Genomic DNA, 17194 nt, shown 5'->3' with positions numbered 1-17194 from the left:
GTGAGGAAATTTTATTTCTGTAAAGATTTAAAATTTCCTCATTTTCTTTTTTAAAAATGGAATAATTTGAAAACCTCTGAATATAATTATAATATGGCTAATTAATAAAGTTCTGTCACCTCAAAAATGGGATAATGGGGGAATAAACATGGGATTTAAAAAAGTTTTACAAATAATATCAGAGGTTAGGGAAAGAAAGCTAAATCATTGTTCACTTGAAGATACAGTAATTGAATTGAGCATGAAATATAATATAAATCAAGATAAAATATTAAGAATATGGAATAATGAGAAGATAATTTTGAATTAAATTTTCGTTATATTGATACTATATTGGTGTATAATATATTTAATAAAGAATAAAACTAGTGAGGTGACAGCCTTTGGGATATAAAGCGTTATATAGGGAATGGAGACCTCGTGTTTTTAAAGACGTAGTAGGTCAGGAACATATCACAGAAACTTTAAAAAATGAAATAGTAACTGGTAGAATAGCACATGCATATCTTTTTTGTGGTACAAGAGGAACAGGAAAGACTACTACAGCTAAAATTCTTGCAAAGGCTCTTAATTGCAATAATTTAAAAGATGGAGAACCATGCAATGAATGTGAGATGTGCAAAAAAATTGATGAAGGAACATGCATTGATGTAAAAGAACTTGATGCAGCATCTAATAATGGAGTATCAAATATAAGAGATTTAATTGATGATACTAATTATCCTCCACAAGATGCAAAATATAAAATTTACATATTAGACGAAGTGCATATGCTTTCTCAAGGAGCTGTAAATGCTTTTTTAAAAACATTAGAAGAACCACCTTCTAATATCGTTTTTATATTAGCTACAACAGATCCTCAAAAGCTTCCAGTAACTATACTTTCAAGATGCCAAAGATTTGATTTTAAAAGAATAAATAAAGAATCTATGACAAATAGGCTTAAAGAGATTGCAGAAGCTAAGAACATATCATATGATATGAAAAGCCTTGAGCTTATTTCAAGAGTATCAGATGGAGCAATGAGAGATGCAGTAAGTATTCTTGATCAGGCTATATCTATGGGCAAAAATGAGATCGTTTATGAATATCTTGTTAATATGCTTGGACTTGTAAATAATGAATATTTATTTGACATAACAGATGGTATAGCTGAAAGAAATATTCAAAAAGTAATGGTTATAACAGAAAAAATGGTATCTTTAGGTAAAGATATGTATCTTTTTATAAAAGAAATAATAAGTCATTTTAGAAATCTTCTTATGGTTAAGGTCACAAATAATCCAGAAGAAGTGCTTGATATGTCACTTGAAAATATAGAAAAGATAAAAAAGCAGTCTAAGAATTTTAGAGTAGAAGAAATAATGCGACATATAAGAATTCTTCAGTCTGCAGAATCAAATTCTAAGGCAAGTAAACAAAGTAGGATTTATTTAGAACTTGCACTCGTAAAAATGTGTAAAATTGAATATGATACTTCAAATGAGATGATTTTGCTTAGAATAAATAGACTTGAGAATGAAATTAAATCAGGAGCTATAAAAGTACAGACAGAAACAAAAAAAGATGAAGATGAAGATATAAAAAACAAAAAGGTTAATAATATTCCTGATACAGGTAAAAATAAAATTAAATCCAATATTAAAGAAGTTAGTTCAGAGAATTTAAATAAGAAAGAAAAAAATTCTGAAAGTAAAATACAGATAGATGATGTAAGAAGAGCGTGGACTGAAATTCTAGAACGGTTTAAAGTAAAGAGGGCAATGATAGTATATGCTTCAATTGTTACTGCAAAGCCTGTAGAGGCTAAAAATGGGGTCATTACGCTTAAGTATGATAAAATGTATGGATTTAATAAAAATAGATTAGAAAAAAAGGAAAACAGCCATATCGTAGATGATGTATTTTCAGAAGTGCTTAAAGAAAATTTGCATATAGAATATATAATAGAAGATTCTGAAGATACAGCTCAAAATACTGAGCAGCTTATAAAAAATGAAATGGCAGGTCTTCCTATAGATGTTATTGATGAATAATTGTTAAATTTAACGAAATGATTTATAATAAAAATGATTTTTAAAAAGATTGAGAAGGAGGACTTTTTATGGCAAGAGGCGGATTCCCAGGAGGTTTTGGGGGAGGAAACATGAATAATCTTATGAAGCAGGCTCAAAAACTTCAAAAACAGATGGAGGAAACTCAGAAAGAACTTGAAAAAAAAGAGTTTGAAGCATCTGTTGGAGGTGGAGCTGTAGTTGTTAAAGCTACAGGAAAGAAAGAAATAACATCTATAAGAATAAAGAAAGAAGCAGTTGATCCTGATGATGTTGAAATGCTTGAAGATTTAATTATGACAGCAGTTAATGAAGCACTTAAAAAAGCTGATGAAGAAACTGCAGATAAGATGGGCAAAATTACAGGAAAAATGCCAGGTGGATTATTTTAATAGATATTAATCTATAAGGGCTGCTATTAGGCAGCCTTTTTTAAAATTTTATAAAAAGAAAAGGAGATTTATATATGCTAGATTTTTATCCTGTGGCTATAGAAAAGCTTATTGAAGAATTTGCTAAGCTTCCAAGCATAGGTCAGAAAACTGCACAAAGGCTTACTCTTCATGTACTGAATCTTCCAGAGGATGAGGTTAGAGAATTTGCAGAAGCTTTAGTCAAAGCAAGAGGAACAATAAAATACTGTTCTGTATGTGGAAATTTTACAGATTCAGATCCATGCCCTATCTGTTCTAATCCTAATAGAGATAAGGAAACAATATGTGTAGTTGAACAGCCAAAAGATATAATGATTATGGAAAGAGTAAAGGAATATAATGGAGTATATCACGTACTTCATGGAAACATATCTCCAATGCAGGGAAGAGGCCCTCAGGATATACATATAAGAGAACTTGTTGCAAGAATGAACCAGAATGTTAAAGAAGTGATTATAGCAACAAATCCAACTATTGAAGGCGAAGCCACAGCTATGTATATATCTAAAGTATTAAAACCTCTTGATATAAAAGTTACAAGGATAGCAGCTGGAATACCAGTTGGAGGAGACCTTGAATATGCTGATGAAGTTACACTTTCAAAGGCTCTTGAAGGAAGAAAAGAGATATAATAAAAATTATGAAATAATATAAGTCATATTTCTCCAATATTATGGATAAACTTATAATAAGAAATGTTGGAGGGATATTTATGAATAGAGATGGCGTTTTTAAATTTCTATTTAATAAATCGACAGTACTAGATGCGGATAGGAAACTTATTTCTGATATGGAAAATGCAAAGATGGAACTTGATGTTGCAAGAAGTATGTTTAATAATGTTAATGATTTTAAACTAATTGAACTTGCTATCTTTACGGAAGAAGCAGCTAAAAAGCGATATGAGTATCTTATATCTGTTGCAAGAAAACGTGGTATTACTGTAAGTACAGATTATATAGTTGATAGGATGTATACTCTTTAGAAAAAATAGGAGATTTTTATGGGTGAACAATATTTAATTTATGGACTGGCTGGCATACTTTTATTATATGTATTTATAAAGTTTATAAAGTGGCCGATAAAAATATTACTCAATGGAGTTATTGGTGTTATTATGCTTTTTGCGTTTAATTTTGCAGGAAGTTTAATAAATTTTTCACTTCCGATAAATGCGATAACTGCTCTTATAGCTGGATTTTTAGGAATACCTGGTATAATAATGCTAATCGTGATACAATTATTTATGTGACAGAGGACTTTGGAAAGTTGAGAATATTTGCAAATAAGAACTGCTTATGAATATTTATCATAAGCAGTTTTACTATATATAAAACAAAGGAGGAATAAATATGGCAGCAGGTAATGGGGTGAATTGTAAATATTGCCCTGATTTAAAAAGTGGAAAATGTGATGGAAAAGATATTAGATGTTTATGCTATAAGTGTCCTAGAAATTTTGGACAATGTATATGTGTAAAATATTGTAGAGAAACAGAATCAGTATTATATTTTGATGAAGATCAAAATGAAAATAGATATTGAAGTTAATACAAATAAGGAGTAAAATATAGAATAAGTTTTAAGTTTTAAATTAGTAATAAGTTTTTAAGTATTGAGCGAGTAGTTTTAGCAATTTTAGAGGGGGATTTTTAAATGTTAAAAGTATTGACAAATGATGGACTTCAGGATCAAGCTATCGAGACACTAAAAAACTTAGGAGTAGAAGTGGTAAATGATCATATTGATCAAGATTCTTTAGGAGAAAAGTTAAAGGATTTTGATGCTGTTGTTATAAGATCAGCTACAAAAATCACAAAAGATGTAATTGATTCTGAAAATGGGGGCAACTTAAAGTTAGTAGTAAGAGCAGGCGTAGGTATTGATAATATTGATAAAGCGTATGCTGAAAGTAAGGGATTAACTGTAAGAAATACTCCACATGCAAGTTCTAACTCAGTTGCAGAACTAGCTCTTGCTCATATGTTTGCATTAGCAAGATATGTTGCAATTTCAAATGTTACCATGAGAAATGGTGAATGGAATAAGAAAAAGTATAAAGGCGTAGAAATTTTAGGAAAAACATTAGGAATAGTTGGAATGGGAAGAATTGGTCGTTCTTTAGCAGAAAAAGCTACTGCTTTAGGAATGAAAGTTGTCTATACTGACATATTTGGAAAAGATGATAAGCTTCCATATGAATTTAAATCTTTAGAAGATTTATTAAAAGTTTCAGATTTTATATCTCTTCATGTACCTTATGATAAAAATGCTGGATCATTAATCGGCAAGAGAGAATTAGCATTAATGAAAAAGACTGCATTTGTAATAAACTGTGCAAGAGGTAAGGTCGTTGATGAAGCAGCACTTCTTGAAGCCTTAGATAATGATGAAATCGCAGGAGCAGGAATCGATGTTTATGAAAAAGAACCTACAAATAATGAAAAATTAATAAATAATCCAAAGGTAAGTGTTACTCCACATATTGGAGCTTCTACAAAAGAAGCACAAACAAGAATTGGTGAAGAAGTAGTTTCAGTATTAAAAGAATTTTTTAAGCTTTAATATTAGCTATTAAAAATCAGTAAAAGAATATCTTTTACTGATTTTATTTAAATGATTGGAGGAATAATAAATGACAGTACTAAGACCATTTAGAGCAATAAGGCCGATACCCGAACTTGCATCAAAAATTGCTGCACTTCCATATGATGTTATGAATAGTGAAGAAGCAAGAGAGATGGTTAAAGGAAACCCATATTCATTTTTACATGTTGACAGGGCGGAAATTGATTTAGATCCATCAATAGATGTTCATGATAAAAGAGTATATGAAAAAGCAAAAAGTAATCTTAATGAAATGATAGATAAGGGACAATTTATTCAGGATGCAAAGCCATGTTTATATATTTATAGACAGATAATGAATGGAAGAGCTCAGACTGGAATAGTTTTCTGTGCATCAATAGATGATTATTTAAGCAATGTAATAAAGAAACATGAATTTACAAGAGCGGATAAAGAACAAGACAGAATAAATCATGTTGACTATTGTGATTCAAATACAGGACCAATTTTCTTAACTTATAAAGAAGATCAGATAGCTTCTGAAATTATTGAAGCATGGGTTGAAAATGAAAGCAAGAGAAAGCCAATATATGATTTTACTTCTGATGATGGAATTACTCATATTGTATGGGTTATAGATAATGAGATCATAATAAATGAGCTTATTGATTTATTTAAAGAAATAGATAATCTTTATATAGCAGATGGACACCATAGAAGTGCTTCTGCTGTCAAAGTTGGTTTAAAGAGAAGAAAACAGAATCCTAACTATACTGGCGATGAAGAATTTAATTATTTTCTAGCAGTTGCATTTCCAGATAATGATTTAATGGTAATGGATTATAACAGAGTTGTTAAAGATTTAAATGGATATACAAAAGAAGAGCTTTTAGACAAAATAAGTGAGAACTTTATTGTTAAAAAATCTGAAGGAAATAAACCAGTAAAGCCTGAAAAGAAGCATACTTTTGGTATGGATATTGAAAATGAATGGTATACTTTAGAGGCAAAGAAAGGTTCATTTGATCCTGATGATGCTATAGATCAATTAGATGTTGCGATACTTCAAAACAATATTTTAACTCCTATTTTAGGAATTAAAGATGTAAGAACATCTGATAGAATTGATTTTATAGGTGGAATAAGAGGAATTAAGGAACTTGAAAAAAGAGTGAATTCTGATATGAAAATTGCATTTTCAATGTATCCTACTGAAGTTCACGACATAATGAATGTTGCAGATATTGGTGAAGTAATGCCTCCTAAGTCTACATGGTTTGAACCTAAGCTTAGAAGTGGATTATTCATTCACGAATTAAAGTAAATATAATAATATTGGATCATACTCCGGAAACCTTCGAGGCCCGGAGTTTTATATTTTTTGCATTGATAATAATAGGAAAGTATTTAACTATAAGTCAAAAGGGGTGGAAGTTTAACCCCAATTTATGTAAAGAAGAAAAAATGATTTACTTAAATAATTTTACATTTCCCAAAGAGAAAATAAAGCTTTGTTAAAAATCAAAACATTTCAAATGAGAAAGTAAACTTTGTGGATGAAAGTACAAATTATAATTTTAAGGAGGATAATAAAATGGCAGATTTTTTATTGGAAGCATTGCCTTGGGTTGTTATGGGAATTGCAGCTGCAGTTGCGTTATCAAATTTGAACAAAAAAGGTGAATTAAGTATCAAAAAACAGAAAGGTATGAATGGGGAGAAATCAATTAATAAAGAAGATGGAAATAATTATATGTCTGCTGGAACGTGTTTAGGAATATGCTTTGGAAGTGTATTGAGTTTATTAGGGATTGTGACACTTTCTTATGGAATAAGTTTTGGTATTCTCCTTGGCATGATTGTAGGGATGTGTATTAAGAAAAGATAAATTTTAATTTTAAGCGGTTGAATTAATTATATTGGAAACAAGGTATTAGAAACCTTCCAATACCACTTATAAAATTTCTAGATGAATGTAAAAAACAAAATAAATGTAAGTCGCTAGATAATGGTGACTCTATGTATTTATGTACGTAGTATTTATTGCCTACTTATATATATTCAGACTTTTTTTCTTATTTACATAAATAGTAATCAAATATATAATAAAATTATACGGAATTTATTCAAAGAAGTGAGAGGAGAGAACACGTCTAGATGTATAGAAGATATTTTCGAGATTTAGAGGAGCAGATATTAAACTCTGTTGATAGGGCTTTAGATTCATCTACTTTTCATGATATAAAGCATACATTTAAAGGATATAAAAATAAATTTAATGATAGGTGTAATAAAGAAAACGAATATACAAATGATAATTCTTCATCTGAACCTGAAGATGTAAAAATATCAGCTTATATATGTTCAAAGATTCCTGGAAATGTAGCATCAATATTATACTTGACTTTTGGATGGATACTTTTTACTTTATTTTTCTTGTCAATTTTAAGTATAGGAGTATTGTTTTTTATATTGCAAATGAAATTCTTTTGGTGGTTAGTTGCTGGTATGAGTTTATCTATTATATTTTCTTTAGTTGGTATGATTTTAATAGGTAGTGGATTAAAAACAAGAAATAGAATAAAAAGATTTAAAAAATATGTAGAAATACTTCAAAGCCATGAATATTGTACTATAAAACAATTTTCTGAATCTGTAAATAAGAAAGAGAAATTTATAGTAAAAGATGTAAGAGATATGATTAGACTTGAGATGTTTCCTGAAGGACATATTTCAGAAGATGAGACTTATTTTATGCTAAATGATAGTGCTTATGATGAATATATAAACCTTCAAAATAATCTTGAAAAAGAAAAGGAAGAAAGAATCAAAAGGGAAGAGCAGGAAAAAGCAGAGATGGCTGATCCTCAAAAAAAGCAGCTTCGTTTAGTAGTTGAAACAGGAGAGAAGTATATTAAAGAGATAAGTGATATAAATTCTTTTATCAAAAATGAAAAAGTGAATGAAAAGCTTAATAAACTTCAGAATATTATAAGAAGAATACTAGAGTGTATAAAAGAAAATCCTGAAAAAGTTAATGAGGTGGATAAGTTTATAAATTATTATCTTCCTACTACATTAAAACTTTTAAATGAGTATAAATCATTAGACGCCGAAGATGTTCAATCTGACAATATAGTAAAGACAAAGGAAGAAATAGAAAACATGTTAGATGTTATAAATGATTCGTTCTTAAAGCTTTTTGACAATTTATTTGAAGATGTTGCAATGGACGTGTCTACTGATATTTCTGTTATGTATACATTACTTAAGCAGGAAGGACTTACTAAAGGAGATTTTGAAAAGTAAAATCTGGTTAATGAAAGGAAAATTTTATTATGAATGATGAGAAGGAAATGAAAGTTCCTGAGCTTAAATTCGATGATCCATTTGTTCAGGAAGAAAATGTGATTGAAACACAAAATGAAAAAACTCAGATTAAAAAGTTTGATGATGAAAAGTATCTTTCAGATGAAGAAAAACAGATGGTTGATAATTTTGTGGAAAAAATAGATATTAAAAATTCAAATTCTATACTTCAATATGGTGTTGGTGCACAGAAGAAAATTGCTGACTTTTCTGAAACAGCTTTAAATAATGTTAGAACAAAAGATCTTGGCGAAGTGGGAAATATGCTTACTGATGTTGTAGGTCAATTAAAAACATTTGAAGATGATAATCAGAAAAAAGGAATATTTGGCTTTTTTAATAAACAAAAAAATAAAATTGCAGCACTTAAAACAAAATATACAAAAGTAGAAGGAAATATAAATAATATATGCAATATGCTTGAAAAACATCAAATTCAGCTTTTAAAAGATATTGCGATGCTAGACAAAATGTACGATACAAATAAGGTTTATTTTAAAGAATTATCAATGTACATTTTAGCAGGAAAGAAAAAAATTGAAAAAGTTCAAAATGAGGAACTCCCAATTCTTAAACAGAAAGCTGAAAGTAGCGGTCTGCCAGAAGATGCTCAGACTATGAATGATTTTTTATCTATGTGTAATCGCTTTGAGAAAAAAATACATGACCTTGAACTTACAAGAATGATTTCTATACAGATGGCTCCACAGATAAGACTTGTGCAAAATAACGATTCGCTTATGTCAGAGAAGATACAGTCTACAATTGTAAATACAATTCCTTTATGGAAGAGCCAGATGGTTTTGGCACTCGGTGTTGCTCATTCAGCTAATGCAGCTAAGGCACAAAGAGAAGTAACAGATATGACAAATGAGCTTTTAAAGAAGAATGCAGAAGTATTAAAGATGTCAACAATTGAAACTGCTAAGGAATCTGAACGTGGAATTGTAGATATTGAGACTCTTAAAAATACTAATGAATCTCTTATATCAACACTTGATGAAGTGCTTAGAATTCAGACAGAAGGTAAGCAAAAGAGAATAGAAGCAGAAAAAGAATTAACAGATATAGAAAATCAGCTAAAAGATAAGCTTTTAACTCTTAGAAAATAATTAAGTGAGATTTAGGATATAATATATAGTAGAGTAAAATTGATTAATTATTTATAGTATGCTAATATGAAAATATTATAAACTTAGAGGGGGAAATATATAAATGAAAATTGCAATATTATATGTAAGTAGAACAGGAAAAACTGAAAAGGTTGCAAATTTGATTGCAGAAGGTACTAAAAGAGTAGATAATATTGAAGTTAAAACAATGAATATAGATAATATAGATAAAGATTACTTAAAAGAAGCAGATGGTATAATATTTGGAACACCAACATATTATGCTAATATGTCATGGGAATTAAAGAAATGGTTTGATGAGTCAGGCTCATTAAATCTTGAAGGAAAACTTGGTGCTGTATTCTCAACAGCAAATGTAGTTACAGGAGGAGCTGATATAGCTCTTTTAGCAGTAGTAAATCATATGATGGTAAAAGGAATGGTAATTTATTCAGGTGGAGTAGCATTTGGAAAACCTAAAACTCATATAGGTTATGTTCATATAAATGAAATTTCAGAAAATGAAGATGAAGATGCAAGAATATTTGGAGAAAGAATTGCTAAGAAAGTAGCACAACTTTTTTAAAAATAAATTATAAATAGAATTTTTAAAATAGCTTCTGAACTTATATCAGAAGCTATTTTTTTATATTAATTCAATCATTTTATTTATAATCTGTGTTGAATTTTTAACGGCTATAGGTATAAATTTTTGATAATCCATATGAGCACCATTATTAGCATTATCAGATATTGATCTTATTACAACGAATGGAATACTGCTAAGATAACATACCTGTGCTATGCTTGCACCTTCCATTTCACATGATATAGCACCAAATTCTTTGTAAAGCCATTTTATTTTTTCGATATCTGCAATAAATTGATCACCTGATGCAATTCTTCCACGAAAATATTTTAAATTTCCAATAGATTTACATGCTTTTTCTGCAATATCAATCATTGTCTTATCACATTTAAAATCATATGTATCAAGTCTTGGAATCTGACCTATTTTATCTCCAAATGCAGATGTATCCATATCATGCTGAACAAGATTTTCAGCTATAATAATATCTCCTGGATATATGTCTTTACCTATTCCTCCAGCAACGCCTACATTTATTATTTTGTCTGCTTTGTATTCTGATATAAGTATCTGAGTGCAGATAGCAGCATTTACTTTACCTATTCCACATACAACAGCAACGATGTCTTTGCCATGAAGAGTTCCTTTGTTAAAAGTCATATTAGCATTTACTTTTTTATCTTCAAGTTTAATATCTTTTAATAAAATTTCTAGTTCTTCTGACATAGCAGCAATTATTCCAATCATTAAAAATCCTCCTAAAATTAACATAAGTATTTACTTGTTATTATAACATAAAAATAATAAAAAAAAGAAATGGTATAGCTTTTAAGCTAAACCATTTCCTATTAATATATTTTGATATTATTCTTCACCTATAATATCATTGATTGCATTTTTGTAAGCATCAGCTTTTGCACCGAAGATACATTGTACACTGTTTCCGACTTCAATAACTCCAGTAGCACCTAAAGCTTTTATCTTAGCTTTATTAACTTTAGCGTTATCTTTTAATTCAACTCTTAATCTAGTAATACAAGCATCTACACTTACGATATTTTCTTCACCGCCTAAAGCTTCTAATACTTCAGGAGCGTTTTGTTTAACTTCATTTTTTGCGTTTGCTTTTTTCTCTTTGTAATCAGCTTTTGTATATAATTTAGTTTCTTCATCATCAGCTTCTCTACCAGGAGTTTTTAAGTTAAACTTGTTGATCATGAAAGAGAATAAGAAGTAGTAAATTACTGCGTAACATACACCAACTACAAGAATCATATACCAGTTGTTTGGAACTCCGGCACCAGCTGGAAGTAAACCAAATAATGTATAGTCAATAATACCACCTGAGAATGTCATACCAACGAATACTCTTAATACATCCATTAATAAGAATGATAAACCTGCAAGTAAGCAGTGAACTCCATATAATAATGGTGCAACGAATAAGAAAGTAAATTCGATTGGTTCAGTAATACCTGTAAGCATTGCAGTTAATGCAGCTGAGAATAATAATGAACCTACAATTTTTTTCTTTTCAGGTCTAGCAGCTTTATACATTGCATATGCTGCTGCTGGTAAACCAAACATCATGAATGGGAATTTACCTGCCATGAATCTTGTAGTACCACTAACTATAGTGCTCATTGTATCTGTAGAAGCACCAACTAAGCTTGAAAGACTAGAAATCTGAGCAAAGTATGCTGTGTTAGCTCCTGCTACCTGAGTCCATTCACCATTTATAAGTATGTTCGCATTTACGAATGAACCATACCAGAATGGTGTATAGAATACATGGTGTAAACCAAAAGGAATTAATGCTCTTTCAATTACTCCATAGAAGAATGTTCCGATTGGACCAGCTTCTTTTACTAAGATTGAAAGTCCTAAGATACCATTTTGAACTACTGGCCATGCAAAAGCTAAGATAGCTCCGACTACAGCCATTACTAAAGAAGTAATTATTGGAACGAATCTTGAACCTGAGAAGAAACCAATTATCTGAGGTAATTGAATTTCATGATATTTATTGTGTAATATTGCAGTAACAATACCTGTTATGATACCTCCGAATACTGACATGTTTAATGTAAATATTCCTAAACTTGTTGTAACATATGAAGAGTATTGTCCAGCTTCTGCAGCATTTGTTAATGTTCCAAGCTGAGTAACTCCAAGAGCAAGTAATGTAGAAACAACTTCATTCATTACGATATATCCAAATACTGAAGATAAGGCTGCTGTACCTTTATCTTTGTTGGCAAGTCCTACAGCAACACCAACGGTAAATAATATTGGAAGATTTCCAAATATAACATTACCTATGTTATTCATAACTGTTAAGACAGCTGTAACAAATGGGATATTAACGAATGCAATAAGCGGAGCGTAAACTGCGGGTGGTTCCTTTAAACCTGCAATTCCAAGTAATGCTCCACCAAGACCAAGTAAAATTCCGGCTATAGGTAATGCTGCTATTGGAAGCATGATCGCTTTACCTATTCTTTGTAAGTATTTAAGCATATAAAAGACCTCCTACAAATAAATTATATAAATAAAAAAGACTTATTATAGTCTTAAAGAATCAACCTACATATAAAGTTAATTTTTTAAAACTATATTAAGTCTTGCCTGCTCTACCAGTTACACCTTAATAAATGTATTTGTTTGTCTTTCGTTTACATTATTATAATATCACAATAACGTCGATATGTAAAGGTTTTTGAAAAAATAAATTAATTATTTTATGCATTATAAATTCTAAACCTTTCAACATGAATTGCAAGGTATGCAATTTCGTCATCAGATACTTCAATATTAAATTCATCCTTAATAATTATGGCGATTTTTTGTGAAATTTCATAAGAAGTACGATATTTCTTCTTTATAACATCAGTTAATTCATTTTTCTCTGGATGGTTATTTAATATTCTCTTTATTGCAAATTTTATATGAGTTAAAAATCTTGTATAATCAAGAGATTGTGGATCTATTTTTATATTTAGTTCATCTTCTAAGAATATAAGAATTCTTTTCCATAAACTTGTTAGTTTTATTGTATTTGATATTTTACCATCATTTCTAGCAGAGTGAATATGAAGAGTTATAAAGCCTATTTCGTCTTCTGGAAATTCTACATTACTAAATGAACCTATTTTTTTTGCAACATATCTTGCTAGTTCAAATTCAATAGGGTATAGAGTTTTTGTTTCTAGCAAAAAAGGATTTTCAATATTATCATTATTTTTAAGTCTTTGTATTGCTATAAAAAGGTGATCTATAAGTCCTATATGGATATGCTCATTTAAGTCTGTATTAAGTTCTTTTGATATATAGTAAATCGATTCTTCGCATAGGGCAATAAATTCAGGATCTATCTTTTTTATAAGATCATTAAGATTTGATACATTCTGTTTATCTGAAATCATAAAAACTTTGTCTATAACAGTTCCTTTTGGAATTCTAGTGCCTGATTTTTTCCCAAAACCTATTCCTTTTGCAAAAAGAATTTTTTCGTTTTGTTCTGAATTTACGAGTATTATATTATTATTAAAGACTTTTGATACGATTTGATCACTTTGTAAAGTTGTACTCATAATAATAAAAAACCTCCACTAGTTAAAAAATTTACTATTACAATGTTAGCCTTAATTATAATGTTTTGTCAATAATTAATATAAAAAAAATACCCGGATATTTATCCGGGTATGCTTTTTATTAAGCTAATGTATATTCTGCAACTACTGTTTCCCCAGATTTTGCATCTATGTTTTCAAAAGGTTTTATTTCTGATACTTTATCAACATTTGTTATTAATACTGGTGTAATTAATGAGAAACCTTTTTCTTTAATAAAGTTTCTGTCTATTTTAATAATAGGCTGACCAGCTTTTACTTTATCACCTTGCTGAGCAAGTTGTTCAAAACCTTCACCTTTTAATGAAACGGTATCAAGACCTATATGAACTAATAATTCTATTCCATTGCTTAAAGTAATTGCAAAAGCATGTTTTGTTTTAAATACAAGAGTTAATTCACCATCAGCAGGTGCAACTACTGTATCTCCAGTAGTATCAATTGCAATTCCGTCTCCAGCCATTTTTTCAGCAAAAACTTGATCTGGTACTTTTGATAATGGAATTGTTTTTCCATCTATTGGACATACTAAAGTGTTATTATTTTCAGTTGTTTCCTTTTTCTTAAAAAAATTAAACATTAAATTTCATATCCTTTCAAAAATATATTAAATTATATTAAAAAAGACATAAGCTTATAATAAACTTATGCCTGATCTAACAGTAACACGTTATGATAATATAATATATGCTTATTTAGAAAATGTCAATATAAAATCAGGTTATTTTTAAAGAGCATAATATTAAATAACATCATTAATATTATACTCATATGATATAATAATTTTAAGTTTTAATAAAATATTATTTAAAAGGAGGAATTTATGGTTTTTACCATGAAATTTTTATGAATAAAAATATAGAAGAATTAATGAATTTTATAGATAACAGTACTTGTTCATATTATGCAGCAGATACTGCTAAAAATATTCTTGAGTCTAATGGATTTATAAGATTAGATGAAAGAAAAAAATGGGAACTAAAAAAAGAACAAAAATATTATATTGAAAAAAATGAATCTTCAATAATTGCTTTTGTAACTGGAAGCGGAGATATTGAAGAAGATGGTTTTAGAATAATAGGTTCACATACAGATTCCCCGGGCTTTAAAATAAAACCTAATCCTGAGATGGAAGTTTTACATAATTATATAAAACTTAATACAGAAGTATATGGTGGACCTATAGTAAGTACATGGTTTGATAGACCACTTTCAATTGCAGGAAGAGTTATTTTGAAAGGTAAAAATCCACTTAGGCCAGAAACAAGACTTCTAAAAGTAGAAAGACCAGTTGTTATAATACCAAATTTATGCATTCATATGAACAGAAATGTAAATAGTGGTTATGAATATAATATGCAAAAAGACACACTTCCTTTATGTGCATTAAATGACTTGGAGAATAAATCTTCTTCTAAAAAGAATTTTTTATATGACCTTATTTCTTCTGAATTAAAAGTAAAAAAAGAAAAAATATTAGATTTTGATTTGTTTTTATATGATACAACCAAAGCAGAATATGTAGGAGCTAAAAATGAATTCGTATCTTCAGGAAGATTAGATGATTTATGGATGTTTTTTTCATCATTAAAAGCAATTAATAATTCAGAAAAAACAAAACATACAAAGATTATTGCTGCATTTAATAATGAAGAAATTGGAAGTCTTACAAGTCAGGGAGCTAATTCTCTACTTCTATATAATATTCTTGAAAGAATTGCATTTGGGTTTAACAAAACAAAAGAAGAATTTAAAAGGGCACTTGCTTCATCTATAATGATATCTGCAGATCTTGTTCATGCAGTTCATCCAAATTATTTAGAAAAAGCGGATCCTACGAATAGACCAACTTTAGGGAAAGGACCAGTTATAAAAAGTGCTGCATCAGGAAGCTATTCAACTGATGGTTTTACAAGTGCTGTGTTTAAAGGAATTTGTATGGATATAGGTGTGCCATGTCAAGAATTTGTTAATCGCTCTGATATGAGAGGGGGAACTACTATAGGACCAATAAGTGCTTCAAAATTAAATATTCCAGTTATAGATATGGGATCACCTATTTTAAGTATGCACTCTATACGTGAACTTATGGCAGTAAAAGATAATGAATATACTATAAAAGCGTTTACTAAGTTTTTAAATTCAAATTTCTAATTTATTTAATATTTAAGGAGAGAATTAAATTGCTAAAACAGAACTATTTATCAAGAACTGAATTATTAATAGGAAAAGAGGGAATAGATAAATTAAAGAAAAGTAAAGTTATAGTTTTTGGAGTCGGTGGAGTTGGAAGCTATACAATTGAGGCATTAGCAAGATCTGGAGTAGGAGAAATAACATTAATAGATGATGATACAGTATGCCTTACAAATTTAAATAGACAAATTCATGCGACATATAAAACAATAAGTCGCCCTAAGGTTGAAGTTATGAAAGAAAGAATTTTATCTATAAATAAGGATTGCAATGTTATAGATAAAAGAATACTCGCTACAAATGAAAATATAAAAGAACTTGTAGACAAAGAAGCTGATTATATTGTAGATGCAATAGATACAGTTTCTGCAAAACTTTCAATAGCAGAATATTGCTATAATAATGGCATAAATATAATAAGCTGTATGGGAACTGGAAACAAATTTGATCCTACACAGTTTAAAATAGCGGATATTTATGACACAAAGGTTTGTCCTCTTGCAAAAGTTATGCGACATGAATTAAAAAAGAGAAATGTAAAAAAGCTTAAAGTGTTATATTCTGAAGAAATTCCAGTAAAACCATACACTGAAGATGTTGTTACATGCAAAGAAGCATGTGTATGTATAGGAGAAAGTAGCAGAAAATGCGCAAATAAGAGGCAGATACCAGGAAGTATGTCTTTTGTTCCACCTGTTGCAGGAATGATTATTGCAGGAGAGGTTATTAAAAGCATAATAGGAATGAAATAAATATTATTAATTAGGAAGGAAGTTATTGAACTGAATCTACTAAAAAACAAATCAAAAATTGTAAGAAGCAAATGCAATGATAGAGAATATATTATAAAAGATCAAAATGAAATTAGCATTGGAATGTTTGAACTAGTAAAAATAGATGAAATTCATAAAACATGCTATTTAAATTTAAAATTATATAAATTGGTTGATGATGATTTCTTAAAAGGAATAATTTCTACTATATTGTATTCTATTTTTGCGAATAATAATATTTATAAAGTTAATATTATAACAGACATTATTATTAATGCTGAAGTTTTCATTGAATATGGATTTGAAATTGAGGGAATACTCAAAGAAAATGAATTCATAAATAATAAATATATTGATCAAGTTATTTATGGAATTACGAAGAAAAAGCATAATGTATCTTTAAGAAAAGTAGGAATAAACATAAAAGGCAGAGATATAATTATAAGAAATATAAAAACATCTGATTCA

The 17194-nt window shown here is 29.0% G+C and carries 20 protein-coding genes (1 of these 20 only partly in view); 16 read left to right on the top strand and 4 right to left on the bottom strand.

All coding sequences use genetic code 11. The annotated features are described in order from the left end of the window. Positions 1 to 148: 148 nt before the first annotated feature. The 13 genes from MTX53_RS12190 to MTX53_RS12130 all read left to right on the top strand — a co-directional run bounded on the left by MTX53_RS12190 (position 149) and on the right by MTX53_RS12130 (position 10122). On the top strand, positions 149 to 310 hold the full coding sequence (locus tag MTX53_RS12190; protein ID WP_244834026.1) for a hypothetical protein: 162 nt from the start codon (positions 149 to 151) through the stop codon (positions 308 to 310). A gap of 73 nt (positions 311 to 383) precedes the next feature. Further along, positions 384 to 2036 carry a DNA polymerase III subunit gamma/tau gene (gene dnaX, locus MTX53_RS12185; protein ID WP_244834025.1) on the top strand — a complete coding sequence of 551 codons (1653 nt, stop codon included), beginning with the start codon at positions 384 to 386 and terminating at the stop codon, positions 2034 to 2036. Between the two features lie 68 nt (positions 2037 to 2104). Further along, positions 2105 to 2446: a YbaB/EbfC family nucleoid-associated protein gene (locus MTX53_RS12180; protein ID WP_244834024.1), complete on the top strand. Its 342-nt coding sequence runs from the start codon at positions 2105 to 2107 to the stop codon at positions 2444 to 2446. Between the two features lie 74 nt (positions 2447 to 2520). Further along, positions 2521 to 3120: a recombination mediator RecR gene (gene recR / locus MTX53_RS12175; RefSeq protein ID WP_244834023.1), complete on the top strand. Its 600-nt coding sequence runs from the start codon at positions 2521 to 2523 to the stop codon at positions 3118 to 3120. A gap of 80 nt (positions 3121 to 3200) precedes the next feature. Further along, positions 3201 to 3473, top strand: a complete 273-nt coding sequence (locus MTX53_RS12170; protein ID WP_244834022.1) for a YaaL family protein — start codon at positions 3201 to 3203, stop codon at positions 3471 to 3473. Positions 3474 to 3491: 18 nt separating this feature from the next. After that, complete coding sequence (locus MTX53_RS12165) at positions 3492 to 3740, top strand: pro-sigmaK processing inhibitor BofA family protein (protein ID WP_244834021.1); 249 nt, start codon at positions 3492 to 3494, stop codon at positions 3738 to 3740. Positions 3741 to 3840: 100 nt separating this feature from the next. Next, the gene (locus tag MTX53_RS12160; protein ID WP_244834020.1) at positions 3841 to 4032 is read left to right on the top strand and encodes a hypothetical protein; all 192 of its coding nucleotides are present in this window, start codon (positions 3841 to 3843) and stop codon (positions 4030 to 4032) included. Between the two features lie 111 nt (positions 4033 to 4143). Next, positions 4144 to 5052, top strand: a complete 909-nt coding sequence (locus MTX53_RS12155; RefSeq protein ID WP_244834019.1) for a D-2-hydroxyacid dehydrogenase — start codon at positions 4144 to 4146, stop codon at positions 5050 to 5052. A 70-nt stretch (positions 5053 to 5122) separates the two neighbouring features. Beyond that, positions 5123 to 6379, top strand: a complete 1257-nt coding sequence (locus tag MTX53_RS12150) for a DUF1015 family protein (RefSeq protein ID WP_244834018.1) — start codon at positions 5123 to 5125, stop codon at positions 6377 to 6379. A 270-nt stretch (positions 6380 to 6649) separates the two neighbouring features. Then, positions 6650 to 6943 carry a hypothetical protein gene (locus MTX53_RS12145; protein WP_244834017.1) on the top strand — a complete coding sequence of 98 codons (294 nt, stop codon included), beginning with the start codon at positions 6650 to 6652 and terminating at the stop codon, positions 6941 to 6943. Positions 6944 to 7212: 269 nt separating this feature from the next. Continuing rightward, entirely contained in the window at positions 7213 to 8364 is a 1152-nt protein-coding gene (locus MTX53_RS12140) for a 5-bromo-4-chloroindolyl phosphate hydrolysis family protein (RefSeq protein WP_244834016.1), read from the top strand. Between the two features lie 29 nt (positions 8365 to 8393). Beyond that, on the top strand, positions 8394 to 9536 hold the full coding sequence (locus MTX53_RS12135) for a toxic anion resistance protein (protein ID WP_244834015.1): 1143 nt from the start codon (positions 8394 to 8396) through the stop codon (positions 9534 to 9536). A 103-nt stretch (positions 9537 to 9639) separates the two neighbouring features. After that, positions 9640 to 10122: an NAD(P)H-dependent oxidoreductase gene (locus tag MTX53_RS12130; protein WP_244834014.1), complete on the top strand. Its 483-nt coding sequence runs from the start codon at positions 9640 to 9642 to the stop codon at positions 10120 to 10122. Between the two features lie 60 nt (positions 10123 to 10182). On the opposite strand, the gene MTX53_RS12125 is transcribed toward MTX53_RS12130, so the two are convergent. The 4 genes from MTX53_RS12125 to MTX53_RS12110 form a co-directional block, all read right to left on the bottom strand. Then, complete coding sequence (locus tag MTX53_RS12125) at positions 10183 to 10872, bottom strand: 5'-methylthioadenosine/adenosylhomocysteine nucleosidase (RefSeq protein ID WP_244834013.1); 690 nt, start codon at positions 10870 to 10872, stop codon at positions 10183 to 10185. Between the two features lie 117 nt (positions 10873 to 10989). Beyond that, positions 10990 to 12645: a PTS transporter subunit EIIC gene (locus MTX53_RS12120; protein ID WP_244834012.1), complete on the bottom strand. Its 1656-nt coding sequence runs from the start codon at positions 12643 to 12645 to the stop codon at positions 10990 to 10992. A 221-nt stretch (positions 12646 to 12866) separates the two neighbouring features. After that, on the bottom strand, positions 12867 to 13718 hold the full coding sequence (locus tag MTX53_RS12115; protein ID WP_244834011.1) for a PRD domain-containing protein: 852 nt from the start codon (positions 13716 to 13718) through the stop codon (positions 12867 to 12869). A 121-nt stretch (positions 13719 to 13839) separates the two neighbouring features. Then, entirely contained in the window at positions 13840 to 14337 is a 498-nt protein-coding gene (locus MTX53_RS12110) for a PTS glucose transporter subunit IIA (protein WP_244834010.1), read from the bottom strand. Positions 14338 to 14603: 266 nt separating this feature from the next. Between MTX53_RS12110 and MTX53_RS12105 the strand changes: the two genes are divergently transcribed. From MTX53_RS12105 to MTX53_RS12095, 3 genes are all read left to right on the top strand, one after another. Beyond that, complete coding sequence (locus MTX53_RS12105; RefSeq protein WP_244834009.1) at positions 14604 to 15911, top strand: M18 family aminopeptidase; 1308 nt, start codon at positions 14604 to 14606, stop codon at positions 15909 to 15911. Positions 15912 to 15940: 29 nt separating this feature from the next. Beyond that, positions 15941 to 16705 carry a tRNA threonylcarbamoyladenosine dehydratase gene (locus tag MTX53_RS12100; protein WP_244834008.1) on the top strand — a complete coding sequence of 255 codons (765 nt, stop codon included), beginning with the start codon at positions 15941 to 15943 and terminating at the stop codon, positions 16703 to 16705. Between the two features lie 123 nt (positions 16706 to 16828). After that, positions 16829 to 17194: the start of a GNAT family N-acetyltransferase gene (locus MTX53_RS12095; protein WP_244834007.1), read on the top strand. It continues 486 nt past the right edge of the window; only the first 366 of its 852 coding nucleotides appear in the window; the start codon lies at positions 16829 to 16831; its stop codon lies off the right edge, out of view.

Origin of the sequence: Clostridium sp. BJN0001, assembly GCF_022869825.1 — a bacterium.
GTDB lineage: Bacteria > Bacillota > Clostridia > Clostridiales > Clostridiaceae > Clostridium.
The sequence above is the reverse complement of the archived record's forward strand: the minus strand, read 5'-3'. Positions and strand labels throughout refer to the sequence as shown.